Annotated in this window: 16 protein-coding genes; 4 read left to right on the forward strand and 12 right to left on the reverse strand. The window is 48.0% G+C overall.

The window, feature by feature from the left end; genetic code table 11:
- Positions 1 to 32 precede the first annotated feature (32 nt).
- Positions 33 to 425: a hypothetical protein gene (locus tag FBF61_RS32270; protein ID WP_138485125.1), complete on the reverse strand. Its 393-nt coding sequence runs from the start codon at positions 423 to 425 to the stop codon at positions 33 to 35.
- Between the two features lie 364 nt (positions 426 to 789).
- On the opposite strand from FBF61_RS32270, the gene FBF61_RS32275 reads away from it, so the two are divergent.
- Entirely contained in the window at positions 790 to 1,647 is an 858-nt protein-coding gene (locus FBF61_RS32275; protein ID WP_229215324.1) for a metallophosphoesterase, read from the forward strand.
- An 11-nt stretch (positions 1,648 to 1,658) separates the two neighbouring features.
- Here the strand turns inward: FBF61_RS32275 and arr are convergent, their stop codons facing one another.
- The 11 genes from arr to FBF61_RS32330 all read right to left on the reverse strand — a co-directional run bounded on the left by arr (position 1,659) and on the right by FBF61_RS32330 (position 11,087).
- The gene (arr, locus tag FBF61_RS32280; RefSeq protein WP_138485126.1) at positions 1,659 to 2,093 is read right to left on the reverse strand and encodes an NAD(+)--rifampin ADP-ribosyltransferase; all 435 of its coding nucleotides are present in this window, start codon (positions 2,091 to 2,093) and stop codon (positions 1,659 to 1,661) included.
- A gap of 3 nt (positions 2,094 to 2,096) precedes the next feature.
- Positions 2,097 to 2,549 (reverse strand): MarR family winged helix-turn-helix transcriptional regulator, encoded by a 453-nt coding sequence (locus FBF61_RS32285; protein ID WP_138485127.1) that lies wholly within the window; start codon positions 2,547 to 2,549, stop codon positions 2,097 to 2,099.
- A gap of 103 nt (positions 2,550 to 2,652) precedes the next feature.
- Positions 2,653 to 3,489, reverse strand: coding sequence for an AraC family transcriptional regulator (locus FBF61_RS32290; RefSeq protein WP_138485128.1), 837 nt, complete (start codon positions 3,487 to 3,489; stop codon positions 2,653 to 2,655).
- Between the two features lie 21 nt (positions 3,490 to 3,510).
- Positions 3,511 to 4,323 carry a helix-turn-helix domain-containing protein gene (locus tag FBF61_RS32295; RefSeq protein ID WP_138485129.1) on the reverse strand — a complete coding sequence of 271 codons (813 nt, stop codon included), beginning with the start codon at positions 4,321 to 4,323 and terminating at the stop codon, positions 3,511 to 3,513.
- Positions 4,320 to 4,508 carry a hypothetical protein gene (locus FBF61_RS32300; RefSeq protein WP_138485130.1) on the reverse strand — a complete coding sequence of 63 codons (189 nt, stop codon included), beginning with the start codon at positions 4,506 to 4,508 and terminating at the stop codon, positions 4,320 to 4,322. The genes FBF61_RS32295 and FBF61_RS32300 overlap by 4 nt, the downstream gene beginning before the upstream one ends.
- A gap of 227 nt (positions 4,509 to 4,735) precedes the next feature.
- Entirely contained in the window at positions 4,736 to 6,790 is a 2,055-nt protein-coding gene (locus FBF61_RS32305) for a sigma-54-dependent Fis family transcriptional regulator (protein ID WP_229215325.1), read from the reverse strand.
- Positions 6,791 to 6,829: 39 nt separating this feature from the next.
- Positions 6,830 to 7,360, reverse strand: coding sequence for a GAF domain-containing protein (locus FBF61_RS32310; RefSeq protein WP_138485131.1), 531 nt, complete (start codon positions 7,358 to 7,360; stop codon positions 6,830 to 6,832).
- Between the two features lie 184 nt (positions 7,361 to 7,544).
- Positions 7,545 to 8,321, reverse strand: a complete 777-nt coding sequence (locus tag FBF61_RS32315; protein WP_138485132.1) for an alpha/beta hydrolase — start codon at positions 8,319 to 8,321, stop codon at positions 7,545 to 7,547.
- Positions 8,322 to 8,709: 388 nt separating this feature from the next.
- Positions 8,710 to 9,570: an SDR family oxidoreductase gene (locus tag FBF61_RS32320; RefSeq protein WP_138485133.1), complete on the reverse strand. Its 861-nt coding sequence runs from the start codon at positions 9,568 to 9,570 to the stop codon at positions 8,710 to 8,712.
- A 77-nt stretch (positions 9,571 to 9,647) separates the two neighbouring features.
- Positions 9,648 to 10,220 (reverse strand): Crp/Fnr family transcriptional regulator, encoded by a 573-nt coding sequence (locus tag FBF61_RS32325; RefSeq protein ID WP_310590296.1) that lies wholly within the window; start codon positions 10,218 to 10,220, stop codon positions 9,648 to 9,650.
- 258 nt (positions 10,221 to 10,478) lie between these two features.
- Positions 10,479 to 11,087, reverse strand: a complete 609-nt coding sequence (locus FBF61_RS32330; protein ID WP_138485134.1) for an FMN-dependent NADH-azoreductase — start codon at positions 11,085 to 11,087, stop codon at positions 10,479 to 10,481.
- Positions 11,088 to 11,418: 331 nt separating this feature from the next.
- On the opposite strand from FBF61_RS32330, the gene FBF61_RS32335 reads away from it, so the two are divergent.
- From FBF61_RS32335 to FBF61_RS32350, 3 genes are all read left to right on the forward strand, one after another.
- On the forward strand, positions 11,419 to 13,821 hold the full coding sequence (locus FBF61_RS32335) for a TonB-dependent receptor (protein WP_138485135.1): 2,403 nt from the start codon (positions 11,419 to 11,421) through the stop codon (positions 13,819 to 13,821).
- A 562-nt stretch (positions 13,822 to 14,383) separates the two neighbouring features.
- Positions 14,384 to 15,157 carry an SDR family NAD(P)-dependent oxidoreductase gene (locus FBF61_RS32345; RefSeq protein WP_138485136.1) on the forward strand — a complete coding sequence of 258 codons (774 nt, stop codon included), beginning with the start codon at positions 14,384 to 14,386 and terminating at the stop codon, positions 15,155 to 15,157.
- A gap of 60 nt (positions 15,158 to 15,217) precedes the next feature.
- Complete coding sequence (locus tag FBF61_RS32350) at positions 15,218 to 16,138, forward strand: helix-turn-helix domain-containing protein (RefSeq protein WP_138485148.1); 921 nt, start codon at positions 15,218 to 15,220, stop codon at positions 16,136 to 16,138.
- Positions 16,139 to 16,202 lie beyond the last annotated feature (64 nt).

The raw sequence follows: 16,202 nt of genomic DNA on the forward strand, positions 1-16,202 counted from the left end.
GACCATCATGCGGTATGTGCGAACAGGCACGTCTAGTCTGTAAGCTTAATGTATTCGCATTCGCCGACCGGTAATTTCTCCGGCCGCTCGTACCATTCGTCGATTTCCTTGCCGCCAAGGAATTGTTTTGCGGACCAATGGTACTCACCGGCGGGCAGGTCGACCTTTACCATATCGCCGAGCGTTGCCTGGTTGCAGTCCGGTCTTTTTGCATTGGGCGAAACGAGTTTTCCGACGAATTTTTTGTTAACGTAAATGTCTATTGCATCAAATTCCTTCCTGTCTAATTGGGTGTAGAAGATAAACCGGCCCTCCTCCCGGGGCGCTGGTTCATCCTTCTTGCAGGAAATAACTAATAGTTGCAGACCAAGCATAAGCCCGAATACCTTTGAAGCCGAATGGCAGCTTTTTAGAATCTTTTTCATAGCTACTGATTTGTTAAGTACGATTTGTTTTAAAAAACACGGTATGATTGATACGGCAAAAGTATTTCCCCTGGATAGTTGAGGCGAAATTTTAAGTACCGACGCGTGGTAATTATCTGCTGAGCCGTGGGGTAAATGCCGGTGAGACGTTTTTGAGAACTGCGAATCCGGCCTGCGCATAGAGCACCTGTTCCCTGAATTCACACAAATTTGAAGATGAGTTAATTTACTTTAAATGAAAGTGGCGTTACTTTGACGGCGCAATATATGCTCTGCCCTGTCCGGCAAGGCGAAATCGACGTAAACGCAAAACTTCGGCCACACGGCGAAGACTGGTAATTAAACCGACCTAATTATTCTCAAAATGACAAATGTTCTAAAAATACAGGTAGTCGCTGGCTTTCTTTGTCTGATCAGCCTGGCGGGATTCGGCCAGAAAAGCGCGCCTTTTTTCTTTATCCAAATGACGGATACTCAATTTGGATTCTTTACCGATAACAAGAGTTTTGAAAGGGAAACAGAGAATTTTGAGAAAGCCGTTGCGGCGGCAAACCGGTTGCGCCCTGCCTTCGTAGTCATCACCGGAGACCTGATCAACAAACCAGCCGACAAGGCGCAACTGTCGGAATACAAGCGAATCGTAGCGCTCCTTGATCCTGAAATTCCTGTATATCATGTGGCTGGAAATCATGATGTTACAAACGATCCCAGGGAGAACGATATCGCCGGTTACCGCAAAGAGCTTGGAAATGACTTTTATGTCATTAAACACAATGGCATGCGCGGGATCGTCCTGAATTCCCTGTATTTTAAAAGCCCTGCCGGGGTGGAAAAGGAGGCCGCCGCCCAGGATAGATGGTTGACCAGGCAACTGAAAAAAGCCAGACGCGCTTCAGCTGCGCCTCTGCTGGTGTTCCAGCACCACAGCTGGTTTTTGGCTGAGCCGGAAGAAAAGGATGAATATTTCAACATTCCTGCTGTGACACGGAACAAGTACCTGGCATTATTTCAACAATATGGTGTGAGCCATGTTTTCGCCGGCCATTATCACCGCAATGCATTTGGCAAATCCGGGACCATGGAAATGGTAACTACCGGCCCCGTAGGGAAGCCCCTGGGGAAGGACCCGTCGGGTTTTCGGATTGTAAAGGTTTCCGGAAATAAGGTAAGTCACCAATATTACGAACTTGATCACATACCCGGCCAAATTGTTCTGGAGTAGGCGAAACTTGTTTACTCCTCAATCACCGAAATCCCCTTTTGTTTGAGATTTTCCAGTCCGTCGATCATTGCTTTGATTTGTTCTGCGGAATGCCGTTGCCATATTGTGACCTCGCCGATCACTTTGAATGGATGCAGGGAGCGATAGGACATTGTAGGGTTACCGGGGAATTTTTTATCGGTAACATTCGGGTCGTCTTCCAGCGGACCTGTCGCTTCCACCAGGAATATTCTTTCACGTCCCTCTCCCAAAGCAAGTTCAGCTCCCCAGACAGCGGCATTCAGGGTGGCAGAGAGGTAAATGTGTTTTAATTTCCTGTCTACAAAATTGGAGTTAAAGCCGGTTTCTATAAAATCCCCGATTTTCAGATCTGCTTTGGTCCCATGAAAGAAGGTTTGAGAAAAAGCATTATATACCGGTGCGCTGGTTTCGTGTACTGTATCCATTGGTTACTGGTTTTGATTTATTGTTTTTATTTTTCGGTTCATTATTTCCATGGCATTTAAAAAATACCTTTCCAGAACTTTTAATTCTTCTGTTGAAAATGTAGCAAACAAGTTTTCGGTATTGGTCTGGAAATCTTCGTAAAGAGGTTTTAACAGCGCTGCTATTTTATTTGTATCCGGTACGATGATCACTTTTCTGCGGTCAGTTTTATCCGGCTTCCGTTCCACCAATTTTTTCTTTTCAAAACGGTCTATCAGGCTCGTGGTAGCGCCCGTCGTCAGCCCTGTTATAGCGGAAAACTCTCCGGCAGTCATTTCCCCCCGCTGGATCAAGAAACCTAAATATTTATGGTCAGTGCCCGACATACCTGCTTTTCTGCCGATGGCTTCGTGCATCTGTATGGAGGTATAGGCAAATTGCTGGCTTAGTTTTCGGATTTCTTCCAGAGCGGACATATATCTTGATTGTTAATTATCTTGATTGTAAAGATAAATAAATGACGCTGGATCTTCTAAAAAATCCTGAAAAACTGCCTTCAAAGCTGTGAACTCGGCCCGTTCAGCTGTTCAGCCAGGAATTACGGAAGTCGGAGAAATTCATGCCGGTTTTGGATTTAAAAAATTTACTGAATGAGGACGGATCTTCGAATCCCAGCTCCAATGCAATTTCCTTCATTCGCCCGGCGTTGGTCAGCGCTTTTCGTTTGGCTTCGAGCAGTAGCCGCTGCTGTATGTGGTAGCTCGCCGAATGCCCCGATGCCCTTTTAACGACCTCACTCAGATAGTTGGAAGTCACCGCCAGATCTGCGGCATAAGCTGAAACCTGTTTTTGCCGGCGGAAATTCCGGTCCAGCAGCTTCATGAATCTGTTAAAAACGATCTGATCGTTTCCCGGAAGGCGCGGGAGCGCGTCGGTATCGAACCTGCGCGAGAAGTAGGCGACCAGGATTTTGAGAAGGCCGTGCAGCATGTCGGCCCTCAGCCTTTGCTGGTTCCTGTATTCCCAGATGATCGTGTCGATGACGTTCTCGATGTCCATTTGTGTGCCTGCGTTAAACCGCGCCACCAGCAGGCGTTTGCCCCGGCTGGTGTGGTTCAGGGCGGGAGGTAAACTTGCAAAGGCACTGCCTGCACAAAGAAATTCTTCCGAAAAGGCAATTTTATAGCCTACGAGCTCCCGTTCCGGGGTAATCCGGTGGATTTGCCCGGGGAAAAGACAGTAAAGCGTATTATCCAGGATCTGTCGCTTTTCCAGGTCTATCATAAATGCCCCCTTGCCCTTTTTGATCCAGATCATCTCGAATATTTCCGATTGGTGATATCCGCCGCCGGAAGAGCCGGGTATACGCCCGTAGATGTCCAGACATTCTGCATGGAAAGGCTGTTCAGATGTCATAGGATCAGTGTTTTTTTGATACTACATGATTTGGTATGCCCGCTTGTATTCCGAAAATGTCATCCCGGCTTTATTACGGAAAAATTTGCTGAAATGCGCCATATCCCTGAAACCAAGTCCGTAAGCAACTTCCTTCATACTGGCATGAGAGCTGATTGCCGCTTGCTTGGCTGCCCGGATGGTCTGTTCGTAAATATGGTGGCTTGCAGGATGGCCCGACACTTTGCGAACGGTTTCGGTCAATACATCCGTTTTTACCGACAGGGCTGCGGCGTATTCCTGAATTCCCTTTCTGTCCGTTCCGCATTCGCTGACGAGTTTCATAAACCGTTGAAACAGCCGGTTGTCGTCATTTTCAGGCGCCGGTGACTCCGGTTGTTGAAAAAGGCGCGAAATAGAAACGAGGAGTACTTTCAAAAGTCCGGGGACCAGCATATCGCCGCTGTGGAAGTTACGGCATTCGCGCGACAGGTTGATGATCAGCCGCTCAATAGCGATACTGTTTTTGGCAAGGGTAGATGTTGCCGAAATCGGCTGTCCGGGCTGGTAACCGGGACTGGACGCGAACGGGTAAAAATGCCGGCACCCTGTCAACAGCAGCATTTCTTCCGGAAAGGATACCGAATAACCACTGCAGTTCTGGCCGAAGGTCGGATTTGGGGCGCTTCCTGGAGGCAGGACAAACAGCTGCCGCATGTTTTTGTCCATGGAATTAACGGTCCACAATATGCGGTATGAAGTAGCGCGGCTTTCCGGAAACTCGGCCCAGGTTTGGACTTGCTGCACCTGGAGCAGACTTGCCCCGGCATGCAAAGACGAAACTTCCCCGGTCATTTTTTTACGCTGTAAGGAAATTGGATATTCTTTTGGGTATGCAGCGTGAACGATGGTGTCACAACGCAGATAGCCGGTCTCTGCCTTGTCACATTGCGGTTCCGGGAGTTAAAGTACATCTGCGTGCCCGGCGATGCCGGGGCCGCGGGGAGCGTAGCCGTCAGCAGTGAGGAGATGGTTTTCATGATAAATTGTCTGAGTTAAAGTTGAGCTGTTAATTATCATTATTTCCAATTTTATGCCAATTAGTTAAAATATTGATTAGTAGTGTTTTGTGTAATATTAAAAATCTGATTTATTGTTGAAATACCAACAATACAGTCTGCTGATTAACGATATTTCAACAATCGTACGGGATCTCGAACGTTTACATGGTTAGAAAAAGTACCAGCAGCTGATTGCCGAGGCCCAATCAGTAATTCAGATCGAGTTTGCTGATGCCCAGTTTTTTGATCTTCGAATTCAAAGTACCAACTTTCAGGTCCAGAATTTCCGCCGCACCGCCGGGACCAAATATTTTGCCGTTACATTTATTGAGAATCTCTATAATGTGGCTCCGTTCATTTTCTTCAAAAGTCTTGACGGCGAGCGAGCCGGAGTTCTTGTCTTGGCTGACGTTTTTCCTACCGGGCAAATGCATTTCAGACAACACATTCCCTGTCGCCATAATGATGCTGCGCTCGATCACATGTTCCAGTTCCCGGACATTGCCCGGCCAGGTGTAGGCCATTAGCTCGTCCATTGCCTCACTGGTGATCCGGTTGATGCGCCGGCCGACGTTCTTGGCATACTTGTTCAAAAAGAACCTTGCGAGCGCTGGGATATCCTCTTGATGTTCGCGCAGGGGCGGGAGCACGATGGGAAACACGTTCAGCCGGTAAAACAAATCACTCCGGAACCGTCCTTCCTGCACTTCCTTCTGCAGATCGCGGTTGGTGGCCGCGATCAGGCGCACGTCGACCTTGATCGTCTCTCTTCCGCCGACCCGCTCGAACTCCCGCTCCTGAATGGCCCGAAGAAGCTTCACCTGCATTTCAAGCGGCATTTCCCCGACCTCGTCCAAAAACAGAGTGCCATGATTGGCCAGCTCGAATTTTCCTACCCTTTTCTCTGTGGCACCGGTAAAGCTTCCCCGCTCATGGCCGAACAGTTCACTTTCCACGAGGCTGGGCGGCAATGCGGCGCAATTCACCTTCACCATAAGCTTGTTGCCGCGCCTGGACGCATCGTGAATGGTCCTTGCGATCAGCTCCTTTCCTGTGCCCGTTTCTCCCATCAGCAGCACGGTGCTGTTGGTGACTGAAACCTGTGAAAGCATATTGAACACCTTCTGCATTTCAGGTCCTGTGCCGATCATGCGGTTTTGGGAGTAACCGGCCTTCGCCTCCTCCTGCAAATAATGCTTTTCGTCTTCCAGCTGCTCTTTGTACCGGTTTATTTCTACCAGTTGCGCTTCGATACGTTCATTGGCAATGATATTGGATACGGCCGTCGCAAAGTGATGGGAGAGGCGGGCCAGCAGGCTGAGGTGCCTGGGCAGAAAGGCTCCGTCATGCTCCGCAAGCAAAACGAGCGAGCCAATGATCTCATTCTTGTTCTTCAATCTCACACATGCCACCTCCCGGATCCCGGACCTCAATATAAATTCGATGTGCGGCTGGTGCATCCGTCCGAGTGCTTCGTGATTGAAAAGCACCGGTTCATTTGTAGCCAATGCAATGTTGTGCATTCCGTCCTGGATGGGAAACTCGGCCGCTTCCACGGACTTCCAGTCGGGATGCTGCTGGGTTTTGGTATTGTCCCTGGCGAAAACTTTGTACGTGCCCTTGCTGAAATCATAGCAGGAAATGCAGATATCCGAAAATGACAGAACAGTTTGCAGCAACTGTTTGACGGCGGGCAGCAACTCCCTTTTTTCCCGCACCGAGTTCATGGCACTGCTGATTTCCAGAAGCAGCTGATTTTCCTCGTCGCGGCGTCTGATCTCCATCGCCGCGAGTATATTGGCCATTCCTTTTGCCAGCTGGAATGTGATCTGCTGGAGCAATGAAATGTGTGCGCTGGTAAAATGCCCTTCGTGGTGCGACATGAGCACCAGCTGGCCCACCACTTCGTTGCCGTCCAGCAGTTTGAGATGCAGCATCTGCCTGACGCCCATCTGATATACCACCTTTGCCCACGGAATACCATCTCTGACCAGGTCGGCTACATTGGTAAGCTCCGGTAAGTGCGATTTGCGGCGAAGGTTCATATCCGGATAGTCGTGGTTGGCCATTGCGCGGAACAGGGGGTCGTTCAGGCGCTCCGGCAGCACGTCGTAGCTGAACATACGGTACGCTTGCTTTTCACGAACGTAGAGCAGCAGGTTGTTTTCTTCATACGGAATATAGCGGCGCAGGTCAACATCAATAATTTTCTGAAAATCTTCCTTCGTACGGATCCCGATCAACCGGTTGTTTAGCGCCATAATAGCCTCATTTTCCGCATCGCGCCGCCGGATTTCTTCCTACCTCAGGAAACTGACGGTGGATTTGGCAATGATGGGCGCAGCACTTTGCAGTATTGGGTACACATGCGGGTTAAATGTATTTTCGTTTTCGGAAAAAAAGCAGAGCATACCGATTGCCCCACTTTCAGCTGGCAGGGAAATGGCCAGGACCTCATTCAGCCCCGATTCTCGGATGATCGGAATGTGGGTGGGCGCGTCCGATTTGTCGGCATAATCGGAGATCCGGATCACCACCGGCTCGGTAGTAGCGAGAACGACATTGTTAATACCGTCGTCGACGGCAAAATCATGGTGGGAAATCCAGTTGAAAAGCGGATGGTCCCTGAGTTTCGACACCGGATCTATCACATAGGGCCTCAAAGTTGTCCGATTGTCACTGCAAAGGAGTAGTGAACAATGACTGAACGGGAAGAAACGTCTGAACTGCTCGTGGATATTCGTAATGAGCTCTTCCTTTGTTCGGGACATGAGCAGGGTCGAATGAAATGCGAGCAGCAGGTCCTGTTTTTTTTCATTCTCAATATCCATTCCGGCATTCATAAAAGGCTGCGATGTTCGGGGTGAGTAGACTAAAAGCACCCTAATTTAGCATAAATTCGTCAATCGACGTACCTTTTAAACATCGGCAGCGGCCTGAATGGATGATGGAAAAAATTGGAAACTATTTGCCCTTGCAATGGCAAGGGCAACGTTTTGAACAGGCATGTATCGGTCAGTAGTTTTTAATCCAGTCGAGAATGTAGTTGGCATCGTTTTCCCAGCCGGGCTGTGCGAGCAGGTGGTGATTGCGGCCTGGGAATTCTTTGTATTCCAGAACCGAGCCGTTTTGTTTGTAACGATGGTAATTGCGGTTGTTCAAATGAGCGGGAATAATGTTGTCGAGGCTTCCCGAGGTAAGCAGCAGCGGAGCGTGCGGTTTATCAAAATCTACGTGCGCAGCGCTTGTAAGGCCACCACGTGCGACCCGCTTTGATTCAGGTGCCGTAAAATCATCGTATGCCTTTTGCTGAGCTTCGAGCGGCATTTCGTTCACAAACGCATATTGCCACGTTTCAAATGGCATGAGATAGGTTTCGTCCAGGGAAGTAAAAAGCCCCAAAGCACCCCAGGTCGATTTCAGGAATGAGAATTCATAAGGGATGATCCCCTGCGGAGGAACAGAGTGTATCGCGACGGCGGCCGCAGCAAGGTCCCGGTTAAGTAAAATTTGGGTGATCAGCCCCCCGAGGGAGTGTCCGATGATGATGGGCTTTTCAGGCAAACCTCTGGCGATGTCGGCGTAGTGGTCGATCAGTTCTGCCAGGGTAAGTTTGGCCAGGTCGGTATCATGTGGCTGGCGCGCGCGGAGCTCGGCGGCAGTTCCGTCTTTAAAAGGCCAAGGGGGGGCAATCGTTGTGTAGCCACGGTTTTCGAAGTAAACCTTCCATTCGTCCCAGCAATGGTGTGTTACAAAGGCCCCGGTTAAAAAAAGCACAGTTTTCGTTTTCATGATTATATGGTTAGATGGATTCTTCCACCACGGTGCGGGCGTGATGGAACGGGCTATGACAGATATTTGCGGATTACAGGTCAAAGGCGAAATTAGGCGAAGCAAATGCACGCTTCAATGGCTGTTTTGCGGTAGTGGTTGTACATTTTAAGAATGCGGCGCTTGTTGGGAAAAAGAAATAACAGCCGCGCATTGCCAGAAGCATAGTCCGTCAGCGAAGTATCCTTTCCGCTCGGCTTTGCGCATTCGCAGTCATTCTCCGGGCTTTTTAAATTAAAACCAACTTTACGCTATCAGAATGTCGCGGTACTTTGAATTGATCTAACAGCTGTAAACGAAAAAACGGCAGTAGCCCACGCCACTGCCGTTTCCGTCAAATATGTTACACTCACAGTAACTCACCCATCCCGAACACGGTCAATCCTTTGGCAAATTGTTCGGCTACGGCCTGGTTGGCGGCTTCAATATATTGGCCGGTAATCGGGTCGACCACGGTTCGTAATGGCCGGGTGCCTTTTGGCGTGCCGATCAGTTTTACAATGGCGTCGGCCACATCCTGCGGGTTTGGGTTTTTAGCCTGCATCTCTCCGCCCAATGTCGCTATCATTTTGTTGGGGATATCGGCAATGGCGCCGTACCCTTCAGCTACTGCCTGGTCAGAGGCCGGGTTGTTCTTTTGCTGCATTTCGGTCGGGAAAGCGCCTGGCTCCACAATGGCCACATCAATGCCTAGGCGCTTTACCTCGTAATGCAGGCCCTCGCTGATTCCTTCCAGCGCAAATTTGGAGGCCGCGTAAATGGTAGCGAACGGGAAGGATACCCGCCCGAAGCCGCTGGTCACGTTAATGATCAGTCCGTCAGCCTGTTTGCGCATGGCTGGCAGCACTTGCTTGATCAGTCGCCAGGGCGCGTAAACGTTGATATCAAACGTGGTATGCACATCTGCCGTGGTATAGCTCTCGGCCACCCCGGTCATGCCGTAACCGGCGTTGTTTACCAGCACATCAATAGTGCCTTCTTTGGTCAGAATGGTTTCAACGGCTTGCTTCACACTTTGCTCGTCGGTCAGGGTAACGTCCAGAACGGTCACGTTCTCCACAGCTGCAAGGGCCTCGGCTTTATCGGCATTACGGCCCTGGGTATCGCGCATCGTGGCGTATACTTGGTGTCCCGCTACGGCTGCGCTATGGGCGGTAAGCCAGCCAAAACCACTATTTGTTCCGGTTATCAATACGATCTTTTTGCTCATCTTCTTTACTTTTAATTGAATGAGCAAAGGTTGAAAACGGCAACAAAAAAGCATTTATCATTTGGTAAAAAGCGACGCTAGCGGATATTACGGCGTATACGGCTGAGCGATTGCTGGGTGATGCCCAGGTAAGAGGCCACGTATGATAGCGGGATACGGTTGACAAGGTTGGGGAACGCTTCAATAAACGACAGGTACCGCGTGGTGGCGTCTTCCGAAACCAGCGGACTGCGCCGTTCCATGGCTAATGTAAGGCACTTTTTTACCATGTTGGCCTTCATCATGTCCCAGCCCACAATGGTGTCGGATATCTGGTCCCAGTTCTTTTTGTTGAAAACCAGCACCTTGCAGTCGGTCACGGCCTGCACATATTCCGACGCTACGATCTGCGATTCGAATTTCTGGTTATCGACCACAAAGTTGCCTTCATCCACAAAATAATTGGTGATTTCCTCACCCTTGTTGTTATAATAACAAAATCGGAACACGCCTTCCAACACGAATGCCACATACCGGGGCACCTTTCCGGCTTCCGACAGGTAGTCATCTTTTTTGAATTCGAGCATTTCAACCTTGCTCAGCAAAAACTCGATCTGCTGTTTGTTCAGGTCACCAAATTGCAGGATAAGATTTATCAGCGCTTCCATCATCTAAAAATAGTACACATGAGGGGGCATTCATTTATCATATGGTAAAAAGTGAAGCGAGCCGGGCCCATCACTATTGAGAATGAAAGCATAAGGACCGGCGCGGCAGACAATCATTCAGACTTAATTGTAAGACTCGTAGTTTTTGATAAGTTCCACAAGGAGGTAATGAGTATGGTCAAAACAATAATGGGTGTGACGAAAACGGAAGCCGGCTTACCAACAGCAACGTGTGCCTTTGAACGCAGATAGCAATAGCTTTTATTCGATAACAACACTTTCAAGGCCTTTTTGTAACGCAGTTTCCTGCAGACCCGGAATTCTTTGCCCTTCCACGCGAAATGTGGTAATGTCGGTAATGCCAATAAAGCCTAGTATAAATTTCAGATAGGGACTGACGAAATCAAACGACTGCATGGGCCCTTCGGAATACACACCGCTGGATGCGATCGCGATATATGCTTTTTTGTTTTTCAAAAGGCCCTCGGGCATTCCGTTCTCTTTGTAGCTGAAAGTTATCCCCGGTCTGGCAATGTGATCTAGGTATGCTTTCAATGTGGACGTGATTGCAAAATTGTAGAATGGGGCACCAAAGACATAGATATCCGCTTCCTGCATTTCCGCAATAGCTTCGTCTGAAATCTTTATCGCTTTCATTTGTTCAGATGTGTGATTTTCGGCAGGTGTAAACCATGAGCCAATTTGCAGTCCGTCTAAATGCGGAAACGCTTCTTTTGCCAAATCTCTTTCTTTGACAATGCTATCAGGGTATTTTTCTTGAATTTTCTCAATGATAACGCTACCCAATTGTTTGCTTACCGAAGCCTCACCTTGTGGGCTTGTAATAATATGTAATACTTTTTTGCTCATTATTTTTTTGTTTGTAATGATGCAAAATTAGCGATGTTTGCTAACCATTAATTAGTAGTATACAAAAGGTTAGTACTAACATTTAGGTTACCTGATAAATATGAAAGCGGGGCCAACAAAGTCAACGCGCTATTTATACAGCTCTTCGGGTAGTATGGACGAAGCGCCGGGAATTGTCGTGTAACCTCTGAGCTTCTGTGGCAGTAGTGCACCTGATGGAACAACAGTCTGCCCATGCAAATCATATTCCTTTTGACTACATCAAAAGGCGTTTTGGCTACTTCTGCTTTTTATTCCTGCTGCAATTTTGCATAAACGAAAACAGGATAAAATGAAAAAAAGAAGCAAGATGAAGACCTGCTTGATGGTCCTACTATTCAGTGTGGCGAGTTTAATGTCATTCGCACAAACGACAGGAAATTTCAAAGGGAAGATTTTAGATCAATCCACAAAGCAACCGGTTGTGGGCGCGACGGTGCAAATTGATCAGACACAGCTTGGGGCGACAACCGACACAACCGGAGTATTTACAATCAATAACATCCCGACAGGAACTTACGGGGTAACGATCTCCTACCTGGGTTTTCAAACCAAAAATATCAGCGAAGTAATCATTACCTCAGGCAAAACATATTATTCGGAACTTGAAATCCTGGAAGCGGTAGCCAACTTAAATGAGGCGACGGTCCGGGCATTTAAAGGGGAAAACAATCTTCTGACACCAGTTTCCACTTTTTCCTATTCGCGGGAAGAGATTTTTAGAAATCCCGGCGCCCAGGGCGATATCATGCGGGCTTTGGGAAGTCTGGCGGGCGTGGTAAGCAGCGGGGCTCAATTCTCGGCCATTGCTGCACGGGGGCAGGGAACGCAGGACAATGTGTATATGGTCGACGATATACCGATGTTCAATTTGTCGCATTTGGAAGCGGAGGGTTTTAACTCAGGTTTTAACGACCCCAATGGCGGCCGGTTCAGCATTTTTGCTCCCCGGATTATCGACAATGTTCAATTCCAGAATGGCGGCTTCGATGCGGTGTATGGTCGGAAATCTTCGTCCTATCTTGGGCTTGGGATCAAGGAAGGTAACAAGGCCACCTGGTCATTTGCCGGACAGTTTGATTTGCTGGGCGCTACCCTCATTGCCGATGGTCCGGTATCTAAAAAAACAAGCTTGTTCGCCTCGGGCCGGTACCAGAACTTTGGGTTGTTACAACGGATGCTGGACCAGCAAAATCCGGTCAGCATCGGCTTTGGCGATTATTTGATTAAAACGACCACGGAGCTCAATGCAAAAAACAAACTTTCCGTCATAGCCATGTATAACCCGGAAAGGCCACGCCGGGGCATTGATGATATCGATACAGACTACAATATCAATGACGACAACAGTGGCGGGACCATACTCTTTAATCACGAAGGCAGCAAAGCCCTGGTTGGACTAAACTTGCGAACGCTGATTGACAGTAAAAGTTACATCAAGAATGTCCTGTACTTCCGTTCATCGACAGTCGACAACAATTTCGGCCATTTCACGCCGTCGCTGGATGAGGAAGGTATGGTGCTGGACCCACGATCGGGCAGATATGAGGATGATTTACGCCGGATCAAAAACGACCAAATGGAAATTGGCTACCGCTCAATCTACACCAAACGCTTTGATAAACTGACAATAACCGCGGGTTTGGATGCCGCTGTGGTGAACCTTGATTATGAAAGAAGCTTAAAGCGCATCGATACCGTTTATTCTTTCCGTAATACGGACCTCAGGCCAAGCCCCGGGCAATATTATCAGATCCTGAACCCATCCCAATACAATTCCAGTTTTGATAACAGTGCCTTCAACGGATCGGGCTACGTGGCGGTATCATGGAAAATCGCGAATGGATTTACCCTGAACCCAAGCATTCGCTACGATTACACAGGCTTCACGGAGCAGCATACCGTTTCGCCGAGAATAAGCGGCAGCATTCTGCTGGGCGACAAACAGAGCATCAATTTTGCTTCCGGTATCTACTTTCAGGATGCTGCTTTCTCTGACCTTGCGGGTCAAAGCGCTGCCAATAAGCTGAAAAATGAACGCACTTTTCAGAATATTCTGGGCTATAAATATCAATTTTCAGGCGATTTGAAACTGGTTGTGGAAGGTTGGCATAAACAGTTCGACGACGTGGTTGTCCAGCCCAACCGGGTGCAGAGTTACCTCCATAATAACGGTACCGGCTACGCATACGGCGCTGACCTGAGCCTTACCAAAAGACTTTCACAAAGCTGGTACGGGACCGCCAGTTATTCTTACATGGAAAGCCAGCGGGATGATCACAGTGGCCTGGGCGCATACGACTACACGTTCAACATACCACACAACTTTTCCATACTGGGGAGCTATAAGCCTAATAATAAATGGATCTTCTCGGGTAAATTCCGGTACAGCACCGGTCGGCCCGCAGATATATACACGCTTCACTCCAATGTGCTGAACAATCCCGATATGCTGCGTTATTCACAGGAAATCACTGAGGTCAATGGCAGAAGACTACCTGATTATGTCAGCCTGGATATGCGCGTTGATTACAATGTGCCTTTGAAAAAGGGAATGTTCTCCGCCTTTGTAGATCTTGCCGATATCAATAACCAGTTTAATGTAAATTCTGAGGTATTCATTCCCAATACCGGCGGCGTGTACAGGGTCGGCCTGGGTGTGTTTCCCACGTTTGGTGTACGGGTTGAGCTGTAAATAGCCTTAAAACGAATTGTTTTGATGTGGTTAAAATATCCTTTCAAGTCTTAAATAAAATATGCCAAACGCACCGATCAGAATAAACTCAATACCTCAGGCCCATAAGATGCAAGGGTTCGCTCCTCCGCCGCACCCGTTGATCCGGATATGAGCCCAAGGGGTGGATGCTGTTTGTACATCCGGATTTTTTCTGGGGCTCTCCACTTGCAAAAAAGATAAAACAATACGAGTTTTTATCAGCGGCAGTTCATTACCCGTAAAATAGCTGATCACCAAATCCTTGACCGGCTGAATGTTTTATTGGATGCGTATTTCAATAGAATCGTTCAACAAACTTTTTAAGACCAAAACCAAAGTGTCCCCGTTGGAATTCAGGGCTTCATTCAACTGACCATGAAAAAGGTTCTAAATTGCCCAAACTAGGATGATGATACAACTTCAAAAAAGCCTAACGGAATAATACGGAATACTCCCTCAATTCGGCTACAACATTTCCTGTTTCGGCTACAAGCGCCTTGTCACGATCGCGGAAATTTGCTGTGTAAAAATTAAAAATGATATGCAGACAGAAACAAAGAAAGTGGCACTGGTTACAGGAGCAAATACTGGCGTGGGATACCAGATCGCTAAATCACTTGCTGAGGAAGGCTATACGGTTTACGTTGGTGCCAGAAACCCGGACAAAGGGGAGGTTGCAGCTACCGGGATTGGAAAACAGTCAAAAGCCATTCAATTGGATGTTACCGATTCCCAATCCATCGATGCAGCAGTAAGGCAAATTCAAAGCGAAGCCGGATACCTGACGCTGCTCGTTAATAACGCGGCCATCTCGAATGCGGGTAAACCTGGACGCACCATGGAAGAGGTCCTTGGAGCTCAGCGCGCCAGTATCGCGCCTATCGACGAAATGAAAAAGGTCTGGGAAACGAATGTGTTTGGCACACTTGCCGTGACACAAGCCTTTTTACCTCTGTTAAGGAAGGCTGAGAAAGCGCGGATTGTGACCGTGTCGAGCGCATTGGGTTCTCTTACTTTGAATGCCAATCCAGCTAATCCATACCGCTCAGCCTTCGATGCCGTCTATGGGGCATCCAAAACTGCGCTTAATGGTGTTTTCCTTTCGCTGGCCATCGATTTAGCGAATACCAATATCAAAGTGCACCTGGTAAGTCCTGGTTTTACGGCAACGGCTCTGAATAATTTTCAGGGGACCGATTCGGTTGAAGAAGGATCTATGGAACCAATCAGGGTGGCCTTGTCAGAGGACTTGCCGACAGGAAGTTTTACCGGACCCGCTGATTATGCCGGATCAGACAACATTGTTCCGTGGTAATAATGGCAGGGACAAAATCCTGTGGCTGGAAACAGTCACGGGGTTTGGTATATTTATATGATGAAAACTAAGGAAGACAAATTGATACGGTTCATAACGATCTCGGAGACGCATGAGGCTTTTGGCTTGCCCAAACCCCAACATCCTTTGATCAGCCTGGTGCATTTCAACGGGCGCAACCCTTTTAATACAAGCATGGCGCCGATCTATGACGTGCTTAGCTTCTATAAAATCACTTTCATTACCGATAACAACGGAAGGCTGAAATACGGAAGGGACTGTTATGATTACGATGAAGGAAGCATGCTGTTCCTGGCGCCTAACCAATTAGTGGGCAGCACAGATTATAATAGCAGGACCTATTGTTACATCCTGCTCATACACCCCGATTTTTTACTGGGCTATCCTTTGGCGAGTAAGATCAGGCAATACGGCTATTTCGCATATTCAGCGAATGAAGCACTGCATTTGTCCGACACAGAAAAGGAAAATATCCTTTCGATTTACAGGAACATGGAAAAGGAGCTCAACAGCCGTGTGGATGAATTCAGTCAGGAGCTCATGATCGCCCATATCGAATTGCTGCTGAGCTATGTTAACCGCTACTACAAGCGGCAGTTCATTACCCGCAAGGTGGTCAACGATGATATCCTGTCGAAAACAGAAGCCATACTCGATCATTATTTGAACAGCCAGCAATCCCTTCATGACGGGGTTCCTACCGTTCAATTTCTCTCTGAAAAACTGAACCTTTCGCCGGGTTACCTAAGCGATATGCTCCGTTCGCTGATCGGGCAGAATGCCCAGCAGTACATCCACGAAAAATTAATCGAGAAAGCCAAAGAGCGGCTGACCACGACGCAGCTTAGCATGTCCGAAATTGCCTATGAGCTCGGATTTGAACATTCGCAAAGTTTCAGCAAGCTATTTAAAAACAAAACCAATCAATCTCCGATGGAGTTTAGGGCTTCGTTTACGTAAAAACATTCGTTCGAAGGTCGTAAAATTGAGAATGGCAAAGGATTGATTTTATTAACTTTGCCCC

Origin of the sequence: Dyadobacter bucti (genome assembly GCF_005869225.1) — a bacterium.
In the GTDB taxonomy this organism is placed as follows: domain Bacteria; phylum Bacteroidota; class Bacteroidia; order Cytophagales; family Spirosomataceae; genus Dyadobacter; species Dyadobacter bucti.